A 16,398-nucleotide genomic window follows, 5' to 3' on the forward strand; every position below is an offset into this window, starting at 1 on the left:
TCATTGGACGTCATTCGCCCGCGCCGTATACTGCGGGTATGATTACAGAGTTTGGACATTTCGCGCTGATCCTGGCCTTCATTGTCGCCATCGTTCAGATGATTGTGCCCCTGATCGGGGCGCATAAACGTTGGCCTGCCTGGATGGCCGTCGCGGAACCGGCGGCCTCTGCGCAGTTCTTCCTAACTGCCTTTTCCTTTGGCGCGCTGATGTACGCCTTTATCGTGTCCGATTTCAGCCTGCGGCTGGTGACGCTGAACAGCCATTCCGCCAAACCGATGCTCTACAAAATCAGTGGGACATGGGGCAATCATGAAGGTTCGATGCTGCTCTGGGTGCTCATCGTGACGCTATTTGGCGCCATGGCCGCGTGGTTTGGCGGCAATCTGCCACCCACCTTGCGGGCGCGGGTGCTGGCGGTGCAATCCGCCATCGGCGTGGCGTTTTTCGCCTTCATTCTCTTCACATCCAACCCGTTTTTGCGCCTTGCCGTGCCGCCTTTTGACGGTCAAGACCTCAACCCGTTGTTGCAGGACCCGGGCTTGGCGTTTCACCCGCCATTCCTCTACCTCGGATACGTGGGTTTGAGCATGGCGTTTAGCTTTGCCGTGGGCGCTCTGATCGAGGGCCGTGTCGATGCGGCCTGGGGCCGGTGGGTGCGGCCCTGGACGCTGGCGGCCTGGGTGTTTCTGACCATCGGCATCGCGCTGGGTTCCTGGTGGGCCTACTATGAACTCGGTTGGGGCGGTTTCTGGTTCTGGGACCCGGTGGAAAACGCCTCCTTCATGCCTTGGCTGCTGGCTGCGGCGCTGCTGCATTCGGCCATTGTGGTGGAAAAACGCGAAGCGCTGAAAAGCTGGACCATCCTGCTGGCCATCCTCGCCTTTGGTTTCTCGCTGATCGGCACCTTCATCGTCCGCTCCGGCCTGCTGACCTCGGTGCACGCCTTTGCGAATGACCCCGAACGCGGCGTGTTCATCCTCATGATCATGGCGTTTTTCATGGGCGGGGCTTTGATGCTCTTTGCCTTCCGGGCCGGCACGATGGAAGCGAAAGGCGTGTTCAGCGTGGTCAGCCGTGAAAGCGCGCTGGTGGCCAATAACCTGCTGCTTGCCGTGTCCTGCTTTGTCGTCTTTGTCGGCACCATGTGGCCGCTGGTGGCGGAGATGTTCTTTGACCGCAAACTCAGCGTCGGACCGCCCTTCTTCAACATGGCATTCTCGCCCTTCATGCTTGTTCTGGGGCTGATCCTGCCCATCGGATCGGCGATGCCCTGGAAGCGCGCGCGCATCCTGCGGGCCATGCAACCGCTGCGCTATGTCTTTCTGCTGGCGCTCGCCATCGGCGGGTTGGCCTTTGCGATGCAGACCGGGCGCAGCCTGCTTGGCCCGATTGGCATGTTCCTTGCCGCGTGGATCGTGATGGGCACCATCGTCGATCTGGCGCAGCGCACCGGCCGGGGATCCGGACGGTTGGCCCGGCTGACCCGCTTGCCGCGTGCGGATTGGGGCAAGATGGTCGCGCATTCCGGTCTCGGGATTACCATGATGGGGGTGTCGGGTCTGATGGCATGGCAACAGGAAGACATCCGCGTCGCGCAGTTTGACGAACCCTTTGAGGTGGCTGGCTATACGCTGACCCTGAACGATGTCGTCACCAGCCAGGGGCCGAATTTCATATCGACAACCGGCTATATCACACTGGCCGAAGACGGACGCCAGATTGCCGAACTGCGGCCTGAAAAGCGCATCTACCCGGTGGCACAGATGCCGACGACCGAAGCAGCGATCGACTATGATCTGGCGCGCGACGTCTACGTGGTGATCGGGGACGAGCAGGTTGGCGGCGGCTGGGCGGTACGGACCTACATCAAGCCCTTTACCAATTGGATCTGGATCGGGTCCGGCTTGATGGCGTTGGGGGGCCTCTTGAGCCTGTCGGACCGGCGCTTCCGCGTTGCGGCTGGCGCGCGCAAAGCTGTTCCGGTGCCCGCCGAATGATCCGCCTCATCCTCATATTGGTGATGTTGGCGAGCCCGCTCTGGGCGCTCAGCCCGGATGAGATGCTGGACGACCCGGGGTTGGAGGCTCGTTCACGGGCGCTGGACCACGCCTTGCGCTGCGTGGTCTGCCAGTCGGAATCGGTGGCCTCCTCCAATGCCAATTGGGCGGAGGATGCACGGCGCACCGTGCGCGAATTGGTGGCCGGTGGCGCGACGGATGACGACGTGCTGGATTTCTTTGTGGCGCGCTACGGCGAATTTGTCCTGATGTCACCGCGGGTCAACGGGTCGAATTGGTTGCTCTGGGCGGCAGGTCCGTTGATGCTGCTGCTCGCCATGGGCGTTGGCTATGGTTATCTGCGGGGACGCTCAAAGACAGCCGCACCACAAGAGGAAGCCCTTTCCGACGCCGAGGCCGCGCGCCTGCGCGAAATCCTCAAGGAGTGACGTCTCGTTGCCCTTTTCTGAACCGCTCAGTTTGATATGACGGGGCGAGCCTGAGGAAAAGGATGCCAGATGGACTATCAAACGCTGAGCTGCACGCTGGATAATGGCGTTGCGACAATCACGCTGAACCGGCCCGACAAGATGAATGCGCTGAGCACGCAGATGCGTGCTGAGATCGCCTATGCGGTTTCCGAGGCGGGCAAGACAGCGCGCGTTGTGGTGTTGACCGGCGCGGGCCGGGCCTTTTGCTCCGGACAGGATCTGGGGGACCGGGTCAGTGCGGCAAACCTCGATTTGGAGCGCACCCTGCGCGATGAATATGCGCCGATGCTGCGCGCGATTGTGGAGTGCCCGGTGCCGACAATTGCAGCGGTCAATGGGGCCGCAGCGGGGGCCGGGGCCAATCTGGCGCTGGCGGCGGATGTGGTGATTGCGGCACAGAGCGCCTATTTCCTGCAGGCCTTCGCGCGCATTGGTCTCATCCCGGATGCGGGCGGCACCTATGTGTTGCCGCGCACCATGGGCACAGCCAAGGCGATGGGAGCCGCCCTTTTTGCCGATAAGATCACCGCGCAACAGGCCGATGACTGGGGCATGATCTGGGAGGCGGTGCCGGATGCAGAATTCGACGCCCATTGGAAAGCCCGCGCCGCCCATCTGGCGCAGGGGCCAACCGCTGCCTATGCCGCAATCAAAAAAGTGATCCGCGGCAGCTGGGACAACTCCATGGAAGACCAGCTGACCTTCGAGGCCAAGCAGCAGGGCAACTGTGGCAAATCACGTGATTTCAAAGAGGGCGTGTTGGCCTTTACCGAAAAGCGCCCCGCACGGTTCGAAGGGCGTTAGGCTCCCTCCACGGCGGTCACAAATCGCTCCACCAGCAGGATGTCATCCACGGTTAGGCGGGGGCCATCGGCGCAGGCGACAACGGCCACCGCCACGCCATTGGCCAGCACCGTCTGCACACTGCCCGAGACGTCTGAAATCGTGATTTCGGGCGGCACCTCGCCCTTGTTGTAGACCACCGCGATCTTGTCTGCGCTGGCTTCGTCATCTGAGATGATGGCGCCCTCTGGTCCGCTATCCCAGGCGCTGGCCAATGGCATGTGTTTCGCCAGACCCTGCCCGGAGAATCGCATTTCGCTTCCGTCACGTACCATTTGCGCCTCGCACACTATCAAAAGGGGGATGCGACGTGCACCTCAGCGGCACTTGCGCGCCCGGCCCCAAGACTACCCAAGTCGGCCAGGTGGATCGAAACACTGCGCGTTCCCCGGCCCGGATCGGTCGAGGGATCTGCGCGCCCACATGGCGATTGCGATAACCTAGGGGCTGGCGTGGAAGCAGGTCAAGAAATCTGCAGTATTATGCACCGGCGCGAAACAATGACATATTTCGAACACATTTCCCGATGGGGATCGGAGACAGTGCGCGCGGCAAACACCGGAAATATCAGCGAAAAAGCTGAATTTCTTGGTGTCGCGCTATGTGATTCGCAAGTGTTCAGCCCTCAACGACAGGGCCTTAAATCTCGCGTGCCTCGCCACCGGGCGCCGCACGCGAGGGACGCGTTCAGCGGTTTTCGATGTCCACGTAATCGCGCGCTGTTTCGCCGAGATAAAGCTGGCGCGGGCGACCGATCTTGTTCTGTGGATCGGCGATCATTTCTTTCCATTGCGAAATCCACCCAACCGTGCGGCTGAGCGCAAAGATCGGCGTGAACATCGATGTCGGGAAGCCCATCGCCTCCAGGATGATGCCGGAATAGAAATCCACATTCGGGAACAGTTTTTTGTCCGCGAAATAGGGGTCCGCAAGCGCTGCGGCTTCAAGCTCCTTGGCAACCTGCAGGATCGGGTTATCCTCGACACCCAGCAGATCCAGCACCTCATCCGCAGATTGCTTCATTACCTTGGCACGGGGGTCGAAGTTCTTATAGACGCGGTGACCGAAGCCCATCAGGCGGAAAGGGTCATTCTTGTCCTTGGCGCGGGCGATGAATTCGGGAATGCGGTCCGGCGTGCCGATCTCGTTCAGCATCTCCAGGCAGGCCTGGTTGGCGCCGCCATGTGCGGGGCCCCAGAGACAGGCAATGCCGGCGGCGATACAAGCAAAGGGGTTCGCGCCCGAGGAGGAGGCAAGGCGCACGGTCGAGGTCGATGCGTTCTGCTCGTGATCCGCGTGCAGCGTAAAGATCCGGTCCATCGCGCGGCTGAGGATCGGATTGACCTCGTAGTTCTCGGCAGGCACCGCAAAGCACATCCGCAGGAAATTGGAGGCGTAATCCAGATCGTTCCGCGGATAGACGAAGGGTTGGCCAATGGTATATTTATAGGCCATCGCGGCGATGGTCGGCATTTTCGCGATCAGCCGGATCGAGGCGACCTCACGCTGCCAGGGGTCGGAAATATCGGTGCTGTCGTGGTAGAAGGCAGACATCGCGCCCACGACCCCGGTCATGACCGCCATCGGGTGCGCGTCCCGGCGGAAGCCGCGGAAGAAATTCATCATCTGCTCGTGCAGCATGGTGTGAATGGTCACACGGCTTTCGAAATCCTCAAGCTCTGCCGGTGTGGGCAATTCGCCATAAAGCAGCAGGTAGCACACCTCCAGATAATGCGATTTGCTGGCCAGTTGGTCGATCGGATAGCCGCGGTGCAAGAGCTCGCCCTTGTCGCCATCGATAAAGGTGATGGTGCTGTCGCAGCTTGCGGTCGAAGTGAAGCCCGGATCGTAGGTGAAAACACCCGCCTGCGCATAGAGCTTGCGGATGTCGACCACATCAGGCCCGGCGGTTGGGGCAAAAATGGGCAGGTCATATTCCTTGCCGTCGATGCTCAACGTTGCGGATTTCGTGCTTTCAGCCATTGGTGGTCCTTCCTGTCTTACTTGCGGGCGCGCCCGCCGTCCGGCTCCGAACGCTCAGCGCGTCCGGCCAATTATCTGTGCAAGGTCATGGCCTCGCGTCCTCAGCTGCGTCGGTCAAGCGGGCGAGGGTTTCATCTTTGCCCAGAACCAGCATCATATCGAAGACCGAAGGTGTCGCGGCCCGGCCTGCCAGCGCCGCGCGCAACGGCCCGGCCAGTTTCCCGAACTTGGTTTCTTTGCGCGCGGCAAAGCCATTCAGGAGCCCCTCCAGATTTTCTCTGTCCCAGCTATCAGTTTGCAGCTGCGGCGTCAATTCGCTCAGCATACCACGGGATACCGTATCGAGGTTTTTCGCGGCCTTCTCGTCAATGTCGACCGGGCGCGAAACCAAAGCAAACCGTGCTTTTTCAAGAAGTTCCGGCAGGGACTTCGCGCGCTCTTTGACACAGTACATGGCGCGTTCCAGCATCTCCGACTGCCCCTGCGTCAATGCAGGTTGACCCGCTGCGGCAAGAAATTCGGTGATTTCTTGCTGCAGTGCGGCATCATCCGACTGTGCAATGTGCTGCCCCGAGAGGTTTTCGAGCTTTTTGAGGTCAAACCGGGCGGGGCTTTTGCCGATCCCCTCCAGATCGAACCAGTCGCGCGCCTGCGCGTCGGTAAAAAATTCGTCATCGCCGTGGCTCCAGCCCAGCCGCGCCAGATAGTTGCGCATGCCTGCGGCCGGAAAGCCCATGATCTGATATTCCTGCGCGCCCAGGGCCCCGTGGCGTTTGCTGAGCTTCTTGCCATCCGGTCCGTGGATCAGCGGGATATGCGCCCAGACTGGCACCTCCCAGCCCATCGCCTCGTAGATCATCATCTGACGCGCGGCATTGTTCAGGTGATCGTCCCCGCGGATCACATGGGTCACGCCCATGTCATGGTCATCTACAACAACGGCCAACATATATACGGGCGTGCCATCGGAACGTAACAGAACCATGTCATCCAACTGCTCATTGCGGATGGTGACATCGCCCTGCACCCGGTCGCGGATCACGGTTTCGCCCGATTGCGGCGCTTTGATACGGACCACGAAGGGCGCCTCAGGGTGTGTCGCCGGGTCCGCATCGCGCCAGGGCGAGCGGTAAAGCGTGTTGGTGCCCTGCGCCCGTGCCTTCTCGCGGAATGCGGTGATCTCTTCCTGCGTCGCGAAACACTTGTAGGCCTTGCCCGCCGACAGCAATTCATGGGCAACCGCTGCATGGCGGTCTGCGTTCTCAAACTGGCTGACGATCTCGCCATCGTGATCCAGCCCCAGCCAGGCCATGCCCTGCAAGATGGCTGCCGTGGCCTCCGGCGTGGAGCGTGCACGGTCCGTGTCTTCGATCCGTAACAGGAACTTGCCGCCGCGCCCCCGCGCGTAGAGCCAGTTGAAGAGCGCCGTGCGCGCGCCCCCAATGTGCAGAAACCCCGTGGGTGAGGGGGCAAAACGGGTAACAACGGGCGCTGACATGCTGGCGTTTACCTTTCAGTAACCATGAGGGGCGTAAACCTAGAAGGTCTGTCTATCCAGTGCAGTGAACGGGGGCAAGGAGGTGCTGCGTGACACAGATCCGAGCCATCCTGCTCAACCAGCGCGGGTCGCTTTTTGAGTGGATCCCTGTGTGCCTTGCCATCGGCATCGGCTGCTACTTTCTGCTGCGCTTTGAACCGTCGACGCCTTTCCTGATCGCGGTTGCCGCGGGTGCTGTGCTGCTCTTGGCAACGACGCGGTGGATGGGCGAGGCCCTCAGTCCTCTCGTGATCGCGGTTGTTCTGGTGGCTACCGGGTTCATTCTGGCGGCCCACCGGGCGCATGACGTGGCCAGCCCCAAGATGGGGTGGCGTTACTACGGCCCGGTCGAGGGGCGCATCATCAACATGGATCGCAGCAGTTCTGACGCGCTGCGCCTGACCCTCGATCAGGTGGTGTTGGAGCGCACCAGCCCGCAGCGCACCCCCGAAAGAGTGCGGATTTCCCTGCATGGCGATCAAAGCCTGAGCGTGGCGCCGACGCCTGGCTTGCGGGTGATCACCACGGCGCATATTTCGCCGCCCGGCGGTCCGGTGGAGCCCGGGGGCTTTGATTTCCAGCGCCACGCCTGGTTTGGCCAGCTTGGCGGTGTGGGCTATTCCCGCGTGCCCTTGCTGGCGATCGCCCCGCCGGAAAAAGGCCAGTGGGAGCTGGTGATTTTTCAGGTGCGCATGGCCGTGGCCGCGCGAATGCTCGACATCCTGCCCGGCGATGTGGGTGGTTTTGCCGTTGCGGTCACCACGGGTGCGCGCAGCGCCATCAGTCAGGAGGCGCTGGATGACCTGCGCGCCAGTAACCTCGCGCATTTGCTGGCCATTTCCGGGTTGCACATGGGGCTGCTGACCGGGTTTGTCTTTGCGCTTCTGCGGATCGTTTTTGCGCTGATCCCGCCGCTGGCCCTGCGGGTGCCCGCGCGCAAACTGGCGGCGGGCGGGGCGCTGATCGTGGCGTCGGGGTATCTTGCGCTCTCCGGCGGGAATGTGGCGACTGAGCGTGCTTTCATCATGGTGGCCGTTGCCTTGACCGCGCTGATGCTGAACCGTCGCGCCATCAGTCTGCGCGCCGTGGCAATTGCGGCGACGATTGTCCTCTTCTTGCGGCCAGAAGCCTTGTTGGGCCCCGGGTTCCAGATGTCTTTCGCCGCGACAACCGCGCTGGTCGCGGTTTTTGGCTACATGCGGGATCACCAGATTTCCATGGGCCCGAATTGGGCAAAGCCGGTGGTCGCGGTATTGATTTCATCGGGTGTGGCCGGTCTGGCCACGGCTCCCATCGGGGCGGCGCACTTCAACGCGATTTCACACTACGGCCTTTTCGCCAATCTGACCTCGGTGCCGATGATGGGCACGGTTGTCATTCCCGCGGCCGTTCTGGCGCTGGTGCTCGCCCCCTTCGGTCTCGACTGGATTGGTCTGTGGATCATGGGCTGGGGGCTGCGCTGGATTTTGGAGGTTGGCAGTTTCGTGGCTGGTCTCGATGGCGCACGATCTTTTGTGCACGGGCCAGGGATGGCGGTGTTGCCGATGATTGCCCTGGGGTTTTTGTGGCTGTGTTTGTGGCAGGGGCGCAGCCGGTTGGTGGGCGTTCTCCCGGTGCTCGCGGCGTTTTGGCTGTGGGCCAATGCGGACCGTCCCATCGGGTTGATTGCGGAGAACGGCGCGCTGGTCGGCGTGATGACGGCAGAAGGCCGCGCGCTGAGCAAAGCCAAAGGAGCCGGGTTTGTCGCACAGAACTGGCTGGAAAACGATGGCGAGGCCACGGATCAGCTGACAGCGGCGGAACGCTGGCCCGATACGCGTGTTGCGGCGCTGCCTGGCGGTATCGAGGTCACCCATCTGGCGGGTAAGAAAGCGGTGGCCGCGTTCGCAGGCTGCGCCGAGGGCCAGATCATTGTCGCCAACCTGAACCTGCCCAAAAACGCATCCGGCTGCGTACTGCTGGACCCAAAGCGGCTTGAGGATATGGGGGCTGTGGCCATCACCGAAACCAAAGGCGGGGTGCACCTCAGATCGGTGCGCGATGTCACCGGTGACCGGCTCTGGACGCCCTGGTACCCGGCCAGCGGCCAGAGAGAAAGATGGCATCAGTAGGTGCGGATGAGGCCCACCAATTTGCCCTGAACCTTCACCTGGTCTTCGTTGAAAATCCGGGTTTCATAGGCCGGGTTGGCGGCTTCCAGCGCAATAGCGTGTCCTTTGCGCATGAAGCGTTTCAGCGTCGCCTCATGATCTTCGACTAGCGCCACGACGATATCGCCATTGTCGGCCACGCTGGTTTCCTTGATCACCACCACGTCGCCATCGTTGATCCCGGCCTCAATCATCGAATCCCCGCGCACTTCAAGCGCGTAGTGCTCGCCCGAACCTGACAGCATCTGGCTGGGCACGGCGACATTGTGGGATTGCTGGTTGATGGCCTCAATGGGCACACCGGCGGCAATGCGGCCCATCAGGGGCAATTCGGTTGCAGCGCTGGTGCTCACAGGCTGGGCGCTCGCCGGCTTGGGCGCATCGGGCTTGTCGCCATCGATCACCCGTGGGGTGAAGCCGGAGGTGGAGGCGCCGCCAAGGCTTTCGGGCAGTTTCACGATTTCGATGGCGCGGGCGCGATGGGCAAGGCGGCGGATAAAGCCGCGTTCTTCCAAGGCGGTGATCAATCGGTGGATCCCGGACTTGGAGCGCAAGTCCAGCGCTTCTTTCATCTCGTCAAAACTGGGGGGCACACCGTCGCGCTGCACGCGGGTGTGAATGAACTCCAACAAATCCAACTGCTTCTTGGTGAGCATCTTTTGGTCCTCCGACGCCTGAATTTGCGTTTGTTCTAGTGATGTTCCCGTTTTGTGTCAATGCTTTCGGTGCGGGGTGTCACAACGGCAGGTAGGCGACGGGCTCCCCGATAGCGCGCGCAGGATCATGGGGCGGGCGCACCAAAAGCGCGTTGGCCTGCGCCAGAACGGTCAGCAGAGAGCTGTCCTGCCGGTCAAAGGCGCGCAACCCTTCGGGCGTCACCGTGGCGCGCATATAGTGCTCGCGCGGCCCGTTGGGCGGCAGCGCGGCGGCAAGCGTTGTTTGCAGACGCGCCGCGGGGGCGATCCCCAATCCCAGCATAGCGCGCACGATGGGGGCCACGAAGACGGTGCCGCAAACCAATGCCGAGACTGGGTTGCCGGGCAGCCCGATCATCGGCACCCCGTCCAGCCGTCCCGCCATCAGCGGTTTGCCCGGGCGCATGGCCACTTTGTAAAAGGATTGTTCCATGCCGAGCTCTGCGGCGACGGGGGCCACCAGATCGTAGTCACCAACCGACGCGCCGCCGATGGTGACGATCAGATCGGCGGAGGCCGCCAGTTCGAACGCGGTTTTTAGCGAGGCCGCCGTATCCCGCGCGATGGGCAGCATCCGCGCCTCGGCGCCTTCGGCCTGCAATTGCGCTGCCAGGCCAAAGCTGTTGGAGGCGATGATCTGATCCGGCCCGGGGGTCTCGCCCGGCATGACCAATTCATCGCCCGTGGCGAGGATCGCCACCACCGGGCGGCGCGTGACGGGCGCTTCGGCGATGTTCATCGCCGCCAGTAGGGCCACATCGGGCGGTCCCAGACGTCGCGGCGCTTCGATCCGGTCCCCGGCTTTGAAATCGCCGCCTGCGGGGCGCACATTGTCCTTGCTGTCCATGTCCCGGTTCACGGTGATGACATCGCCACGGCGCGTGACATCCTCCTGAATCACAACAAAATCAGCCTCTTGGGGCATCGGCGCGCCGGTGAAAATGCGCACGCATTGCCCGGCGCCGATACGGCCCTGATAGCTGTGCCCGGCGGCGGCTTCGCCCACCACCTTGAACATCGCGTCCGGTTCGACCTCCGCGCGGCGCAGCGCGTAGCCATCCATGGAGGAGGCGTCAAATGGCGGTTGCGTGCGGGCCGCGGTGACGTCACGGGCCAGCACCCGGCCCGCCGCCTGCCGCAGCGGGATGGTTTCGATGTCCATCGGCGCCACGAGCGCAAACAGCTGATCCAGCGCTTCGGCGACAGAGATCATTGCGCTTCGAACCGTCCGGATTTGCCGCCGTCTTTCAAAACCACGCGCAGGTCATTGATCTGCATCGCCTTATCAACGGCTTTTGACATGTCATAGACCGTGAGCGCTGCCACAGAGGCTGCGGTCAGCGCTTCCATCTCGACCCCGGTCTGGCCGGTTGTCTTCACCGTCGCCTCGATCTGAAACCCAGGCAGGGTCTGATCGGGTGTGAATTCCACCGCGACCTTGGTGATCGGCAGGGGATGGCACAAGGGGATCAGATCGGAGGTGCGTTTGGCCGCCATGATCCCCGCCAGCCGGGCCACGCCCAGAACATCACCCTTTTTCGCGCGGCCTTCTGAAATGATATCAAAGGTTTCTGGCTGCATCTTAATGTTGCAGTGCGCCACGGCGATGCGGTCTGTAACCGGCTTGTCGCCAACGTCGACCATATGGGCGTCGCCCTTGCTGTCAAAATGGGTCAGCTTTCCCGCCATGCTACATTCCCGTCGCAATCATCGGGTTGACCAGAAGATCGCGCGTGGCCTTTTCGACGTCCTGCTGACGCATCAGGCTTTCCCCGATCAGGAAAATCCGAGCGCCGTAGCGGGCCATATCCGCGAGGTCCGCAGGCGTGCTCAGACCGGATTCGGAAACGATCAGCCGGTCTGCGGGTACATCACCCGACAAGGTGCGCGTCGTGTCGAGCGAGGTCTCAAAAGTCTTCAGGTTGCGGTTGTTGATGCCGATCAGGCGGCTTTTCAAATAGCTCGCGCGCTGCAGCTCTTCGGCATCATGCACTTCGATGAGCGCATCCATCCCCCATGCGGCGGCGGCCTCTTCGAGCTCCTCGGCCTGATCGTCACTGACCGAGGCCATGATGATCAGAATACAATCGGCCCCCAGCGCGCGCGCCTCTGCCACCTGATAGGGATCGTACATGAAATCCTTGCGCAGCACCGGCAGGTCGCAGGCGGCCCGCGCCTGCACCAGAAATTCCTTGGCCCCCTGAAAGCTTGGCGTATCGGTCAGCACCGACAGGCAGGTGGCGCCGCCATCGGCATAGGCCTCAGCCAGAGTCGCGGGGTCAAAATCTTCGCGGATCAACCCTTTGGAAGGGCTCGCTTTCTTGATTTCGGCAATCAGCCCGTAGCCATCAAGCGTCGCCCGGTGCAACGCGTCGGCAAAAGGGCGGACAGGGGGGGCATCGCGGGCTTCGGCTTCCACGTCGGCGAGTGGTTTTTCCGCCATGTCAGCGGCCACTTCTTCGAGCTTGTAGGCCTTGATCTTGTTGAGGATCGTTTCGGTCATGATGTCTCCGGCGGGTTGGCCCAGTTTATGGCCTGCGCGCCGCGCGCCTGCAACCACCCATTGACGCGGCTGAAGGGTCGGGAGCCGAAAAACCCGCGTCGGGCAGACAGCGGCGAGGGGTGCGCCGTTTCTATTTTCAGGTTTGCGCGGGCATCGACGCCCTGCGCGGTCTTATGCGCGCCCGCACCCCAGAGCAGGTAGGCGCGCGGCTGATCCGCCAGCCGATTCAGGATTTGCCGCGTCAGGATCTGCCAGCCCAGTTTATCGTGGCCTTTGGCCTCGCCCGCGGGCACGGTCAGCACGGTGTTGAGCAGCAAGACCCCCTGATCTGCCCAGAAGCTCAGATCCGCGTTGGGCGGGCAGCCCCCGATATCCTCCTGCATTTCCTTGAAAATATTGCCCAACGATCTGGGCAAGGGGCGCACATCGGCCTCAGCAGAAAAGGCGAGCCCATGCGCGTGACCGGGGGTCGGGTAGGGGTCCTGACCCAGAACCACAACGCGCACCGCATCTGGTTGCACCTGCTCCAACGCGCGAAAGATCAGCGGCGCGGGGGGCAGGATCTGACGTTGCTCGGCGTGCAGGGCGGCCTCAATCCGTGGCCAATCGGTGGTGAAAAACGGCAGGTCGGCCCAGGCGCCCAAGTGGGTCAGGCGGTGATTACTCACGCGGCCTGGGTGATCCTGGCCACGGCGGTGATCTTGTCGCGCGCAGCCCCGCTGTCGATGGCGGCGGCGGCTTTCTCCACGCCTTCTTTCAGATCCGACACGGCATCGGCTACCAATAGCGCCGCGGCGGAATTCAGCAGCACCGCGTCGCGGTAGGCGGAGGGCGCGCCGTCCAGCAGCGCCTTGAAATCACGTGCGTTTTCTTCAGGCGTGCCGCCGATGATGGCCTCAAAGGGATGGACCGGCAACCCCGCATCCTCCGGATGCAGTTCGACATCGGAAACCGTGCCATCCACATCCAGGGCGCTGACCCAGGAGACGCCGGTAATGGTCAGCTCATCGGTCCCGTCCGAGCCATGCACCAGCCAGGCTTTTTCCGACCCCAGCGCGCCCAGCGTCTCCGCCATCGGGCGGATCAGGTCGCGGGAGAACGCGCCCGTGAGTTGCCGTTTCACCCCCGCCGGATTGGTCAGCGGCCCGAGAATGTTGAAGATGGTGCGGGTCCCAAGCTCGGCGCGTGTGGGCATCACATGGGCAATCGCGGGGTGGTGCATCGGCGCCATCATGAAGCCGATCCCGGCCTCGCTGAGCGCCTTCTCAACAACCGCAGGCCCGACCATCACGTTCAGCCCCATCTGCGTCAGCGCATCCGCCGCGCCGGATTTTGAGCTGAGGTTGCGGTTGCCGTGTTTGGCCACGACCACACCCGCGCCTGCCACCACGAAGGCGGTGGCGGTGGAGATGTTCAGCGTGCCCTTGCCGTCGCCGCCCGTACCAACGATGTCCATCGCCCCTTCGGGCGCCCGCACGGCATTGCATTTCGCCCGCATCACGGCAGCGGCGGCAGCATATTCATCCACGGTTTCGCCGCGGGTGCGCAGGGCCATCAGGAAACCGCCGATCTGGCTGGGCGTGGCTTCCCCGTCAAAGAGAATGCCAAAGGCGGTTTCGGCCTGATCCTTGGTCAACGGGCCCGTTGCGGCGGCCCCGATCAGCGGTTTCAGCGCGTCGCTCATGCCGGGACTTTCATCTCGTTCAGGAAATTCTGCAGCAATGCGTGCCCGTGCTCTGACCGGATCGATTCCGGATGGAATTGCACCCCGTGGATCGGCAATTCGCGGTGCTGCAGCCCCATGATCGTGCCATCCTCCAGGTCGGCGGTGATCTCCAGCACATCCGGCACCGTATCGCGGTCCACTGTCAGCGAGTGATAGCGCGTGGCGGCAAAAGGCGAGGGCAGACCCGCAAAAAGACCGCTGCCGTGATGGCGGATATGCCCCATTTTGCCATGCACGATGTCCTTGGCCTGAACGACTTTGCCACCAAAGGCCTGACCGATGGTCTGGTGTCCGAGGCAGACGCCCATGAGCGGTGTGCGGGTTTCCGCTGCTGCGAGCGTCAGGCTAAGGCAAATTCCTGCCTGATCGGGGTCGCAGGGGCCAGGGGACAGCAAAATACCCGCCGGGTTCATCGCCATCGCCTGCTGCACATCCAGCGCGTCATTGCGGTGCACCACAACATCCGCCCCCAGGCTGCCCAGATAATGCAAAAGGTTGTAGGTAAAACTGTCGTAGTTGTCGATCAGCAGCAACATGTCCAAAACTTCGAATTCGGGGCTGGAGGCGCAGGCCCCGAGCGCGATATACATCACGGATACATGTTCAGGCTTGCAAGGCCGCGTCAAGGGGCGCAAATAAGAGCAAAAGGTCGGAATATGACCAGGGTAGACGGTTCATTGATGCGCGCGCGGGTCGCGTGTCGGGGGCGAAACGAGGTGAGCAGAGAGTGGCACGAGGTTTTCTGAACGGAGCTCTTTGGGGCAGCGCTGCAAGCATTTGCGCGTTGGGTCTGTTGTCGACCTTTGCCGAAGGGCCGGTGGCCCCGGCTGTAAAGGCGAATGCGCCTGCGACGAACCAGGCGCCGCGCCCGGTGGCGTCAGATACCAATCAATCGCAGGGCGACCGGGTGCCGGTGACCGGCCAGCAGGCCCCAAAAGCCCCTGCGCCGAAACCCGATACGCTGGCCGCGGTTCCCAAAGAGGCAACCGACTCTGCGGCACAACCGGAAACGGGTGAGGCCTCCGCGCTGAGCGATCCGGCGGTGGATGCCTCCCAGCCGGGCATCGGGACACGCCAGAATACGACACCGGTGGTGCCGGGCGCGTCCTCTTCGGGTCTTGAGGCGCCTGCAGCCGAGCCGTCCCTTTCGGTCTCGACCGACCCGGCGGAACCCGTCGCGCCAAAGGTCACAGAAGAGCTGGCGTTGACAGAAGATCCGGTGCAACCCACGGCCCCTGGTGGCGCGCAGCCTTCGTCAGGGCTTTCCACAGGTGTTAAAGAACCCGCCTCCGCGCCCGAGGTGTCGACATCCATTTCTGTCGATCCGGATCAGCCGCCGCTGCCGGATGTTCCGACAGAGACGCAGGCCTTTGAGACACCGGAGGTGCCTGAAGCCCCGTCGGAAGCGCTGCCTGTTCAGCCCTCGCAAGCACCGGAAGCGACCCCTCAGGATGATGAGATTACGCAGGCAGATGCCGTGCCAGAGGGTGATGCCACGCCTGATGCTGTTGCGACCCCGGATCCGGTGCCCGCGCCCGAGGAGACACCTGCCGAGGCCACACCGACACCTGCGCCGGATGTGCAGACCGCACAGACGCCGGATGCTGACGAAGTTTTGTCCAATCCTGGCACCCCAGCCGGAACGGTGGGCAATTTGGCCCCAGAGGTTCAAATCAATCGCCTGCCCACGCTGGGAGGTCAGGCCGAGCCTGATGCTGAAACGATCACGCAATTGCCGGAGGCCGAAGAGGACCTCGCGCTCCCCGAACCCGGAGATATGCGCCCGGTGGAGCGCTATGCGCAGCCCTTTGAAAATGTCGACAACAAGCCGGTGATGGCGATCGTATTGATGGATGAGGGCGTTGATTTATCACGCGATACCATTGGGTTACCAGCGCTGCGCAGCTTTCCCTATCCGATCAGCTTTGCCGTGGACACAAGCCTTCCGGACGCGCAGGCGCGGATGGCGGCCTACCGCGCCGAAGGGTTTGAAGTTCTGGCCACCATCGATCTGCCACAAGGGGCAAAGGCGCGGGACGCTGAGGTTTCGCTGGCCGTGGCGCTGGAAGCTGTGCCCGAAGCCGTGGGTGTGCTGGAAGGGATCGGCGAGGGCGTGCAGTCCAGCCGGGACGCGGCCCAGCAGGTCACTGAGATCCTCGCAGAGACCGGTCATGGGTTTGTGACCCAGAACAAGGGCCTCAATACCGTTCAGAAACTGGCGGCTAAGGCGGGTGTGCCATCAGCTGTGGTGTTCCGCGATTTCGATAGCTCGCAGCAATCTCCCACCGTGATCCGCAGATTTCTGGATCAGGCCGCGTTCCGGGCGGGCAATGAGGGGGGTGTGATCATGTTGGGCCGGTTGCGCGAAGACACGATCTCCGCCTTGCTGATCTGGGGGCTGCAGGACCGGGCGGAGCGTGTGGCACTGGTGCCGGTCTCCGCGGCCTTGAAGGCACAATAACCCCGCGCG

The 16,398-nt window shown here is 62.6% G+C and carries 15 protein-coding genes; 5 read left to right on the forward strand and 10 right to left on the reverse strand.

What is annotated here, in order from left to right; genetic code table 11:
* Window positions 1–38 precede the first annotated feature (38 nt).
* The 3 genes from Q1A63_RS06720 to Q1A63_RS06730 all read left to right on the forward strand — a co-directional run bounded on the left by Q1A63_RS06720 (window position 39) and on the right by Q1A63_RS06730 (window position 3,295).
* A complete protein-coding gene (locus Q1A63_RS06720) occupies window positions 39–2,000 on the forward strand; it encodes a heme lyase CcmF/NrfE family subunit (RefSeq protein ID WP_298969840.1) in 1,962 nt (653 codons plus the stop codon).
* On the forward strand, window positions 1,997–2,449 hold the full coding sequence (locus tag Q1A63_RS06725) for a cytochrome c-type biogenesis protein (RefSeq protein WP_298969839.1): 453 nt from the start codon (window positions 1,997–1,999) through the stop codon (window positions 2,447–2,449). The genes Q1A63_RS06720 and Q1A63_RS06725 overlap by 4 nt, the downstream gene beginning before the upstream one ends.
* Before the next feature lie 69 nt (window positions 2,450–2,518).
* Entirely contained in the window at window positions 2,519–3,295 is a 777-nt protein-coding gene (locus Q1A63_RS06730) for an enoyl-CoA hydratase-related protein (RefSeq protein WP_298969838.1), read from the forward strand.
* Here Q1A63_RS06730 and Q1A63_RS06735 read toward each other — a convergent pair.
* The 3 genes from Q1A63_RS06735 to gltX all read right to left on the reverse strand — a co-directional run bounded on the left by Q1A63_RS06735 (window position 3,292) and on the right by gltX (window position 6,815).
* On the reverse strand, window positions 3,292–3,588 hold the full coding sequence (locus Q1A63_RS06735) for a hypothetical protein (RefSeq protein ID WP_299631098.1): 297 nt from the start codon (window positions 3,586–3,588) through the stop codon (window positions 3,292–3,294). The two genes, Q1A63_RS06730 and Q1A63_RS06735, sit on opposite strands and share 4 nt — an antisense overlap.
* Window positions 3,589–4,021: 433 nt before the next feature.
* On the reverse strand, window positions 4,022–5,317 hold the full coding sequence (gene gltA / locus Q1A63_RS06740; protein ID WP_298969836.1) for a citrate synthase: 1,296 nt from the start codon (window positions 5,315–5,317) through the stop codon (window positions 4,022–4,024).
* A gap of 85 nt (window positions 5,318–5,402) precedes the next feature.
* Window positions 5,403–6,815: a glutamate--tRNA ligase gene (gene gltX, locus Q1A63_RS06745; RefSeq protein ID WP_298969835.1), complete on the reverse strand. Its 1,413-nt coding sequence runs from the start codon at window positions 6,813–6,815 to the stop codon at window positions 5,403–5,405.
* An 89-nt stretch (window positions 6,816–6,904) separates the two neighbouring features.
* On the opposite strand from gltX, the gene Q1A63_RS06750 reads away from it, so the two are divergent.
* Window positions 6,905–8,965 (forward strand): ComEC/Rec2 family competence protein, encoded by a 2,061-nt coding sequence (locus Q1A63_RS06750; protein ID WP_298969834.1) that lies wholly within the window; start codon window positions 6,905–6,907, stop codon window positions 8,963–8,965.
* Here the strand turns inward: Q1A63_RS06750 and lexA are convergent.
* The 7 genes from lexA to Q1A63_RS06785 all read right to left on the reverse strand — a co-directional run bounded on the left by lexA (window position 8,959) and on the right by Q1A63_RS06785 (window position 14,464).
* On the reverse strand, window positions 8,959–9,660 hold the full coding sequence (gene lexA, locus Q1A63_RS06755; protein ID WP_298969833.1) for a transcriptional repressor LexA: 702 nt from the start codon (window positions 9,658–9,660) through the stop codon (window positions 8,959–8,961). The two genes, Q1A63_RS06750 and lexA, sit on opposite strands and share 7 nt — an antisense overlap.
* 79 nt (window positions 9,661–9,739) lie before the next feature.
* Window positions 9,740–10,912 carry a gephyrin-like molybdotransferase Glp gene (glp, locus tag Q1A63_RS06760; RefSeq protein WP_298969832.1) on the reverse strand — a complete coding sequence of 391 codons (1,173 nt, stop codon included), beginning with the start codon at window positions 10,910–10,912 and terminating at the stop codon, window positions 9,740–9,742.
* Window positions 10,909–11,388, reverse strand: a complete 480-nt coding sequence (gene moaC / locus Q1A63_RS06765; protein WP_298969831.1) for a cyclic pyranopterin monophosphate synthase MoaC — start codon at window positions 11,386–11,388, stop codon at window positions 10,909–10,911. The genes glp and moaC overlap by 4 nt, the downstream gene beginning before the upstream one ends.
* Window position 11,389: 1 nt before the next feature.
* Window positions 11,390–12,202 (reverse strand): indole-3-glycerol phosphate synthase TrpC, encoded by an 813-nt coding sequence (gene trpC / locus Q1A63_RS06770; protein ID WP_298969830.1) that lies wholly within the window; start codon window positions 12,200–12,202, stop codon window positions 11,390–11,392.
* Window positions 12,199–12,870, reverse strand: a complete 672-nt coding sequence (locus Q1A63_RS06775) for a uracil-DNA glycosylase (protein WP_299631102.1) — start codon at window positions 12,868–12,870, stop codon at window positions 12,199–12,201. Before Q1A63_RS06775 ends, trpC begins: the two co-directional genes overlap by 4 nt.
* Entirely contained in the window at window positions 12,867–13,886 is a 1,020-nt protein-coding gene (gene trpD, locus Q1A63_RS06780; protein ID WP_298969828.1) for an anthranilate phosphoribosyltransferase, read from the reverse strand. The genes Q1A63_RS06775 and trpD overlap by 4 nt, the downstream gene beginning before the upstream one ends.
* Window positions 13,883–14,464 carry an aminodeoxychorismate/anthranilate synthase component II gene (locus tag Q1A63_RS06785; RefSeq protein WP_298970480.1) on the reverse strand — a complete coding sequence of 194 codons (582 nt, stop codon included), beginning with the start codon at window positions 14,462–14,464 and terminating at the stop codon, window positions 13,883–13,885. Before Q1A63_RS06785 ends, trpD begins: the two co-directional genes overlap by 4 nt.
* A gap of 191 nt (window positions 14,465–14,655) precedes the next feature.
* Here Q1A63_RS06785 and Q1A63_RS06790 point away from each other — a divergent pair, with 191 nt between their 5' ends.
* Complete coding sequence (locus Q1A63_RS06790; RefSeq protein WP_298969827.1) at window positions 14,656–16,389, forward strand: divergent polysaccharide deacetylase family protein; 1,734 nt, start codon at window positions 14,656–14,658, stop codon at window positions 16,387–16,389.
* Window positions 16,390–16,398 lie beyond the last annotated feature (9 nt).

Origin of the sequence: uncultured Roseobacter sp., from assembly GCF_947499265.1 — a bacterium.
Taxonomy (GTDB): domain Bacteria; phylum Pseudomonadota; class Alphaproteobacteria; order Rhodobacterales; family Rhodobacteraceae; genus Roseobacter.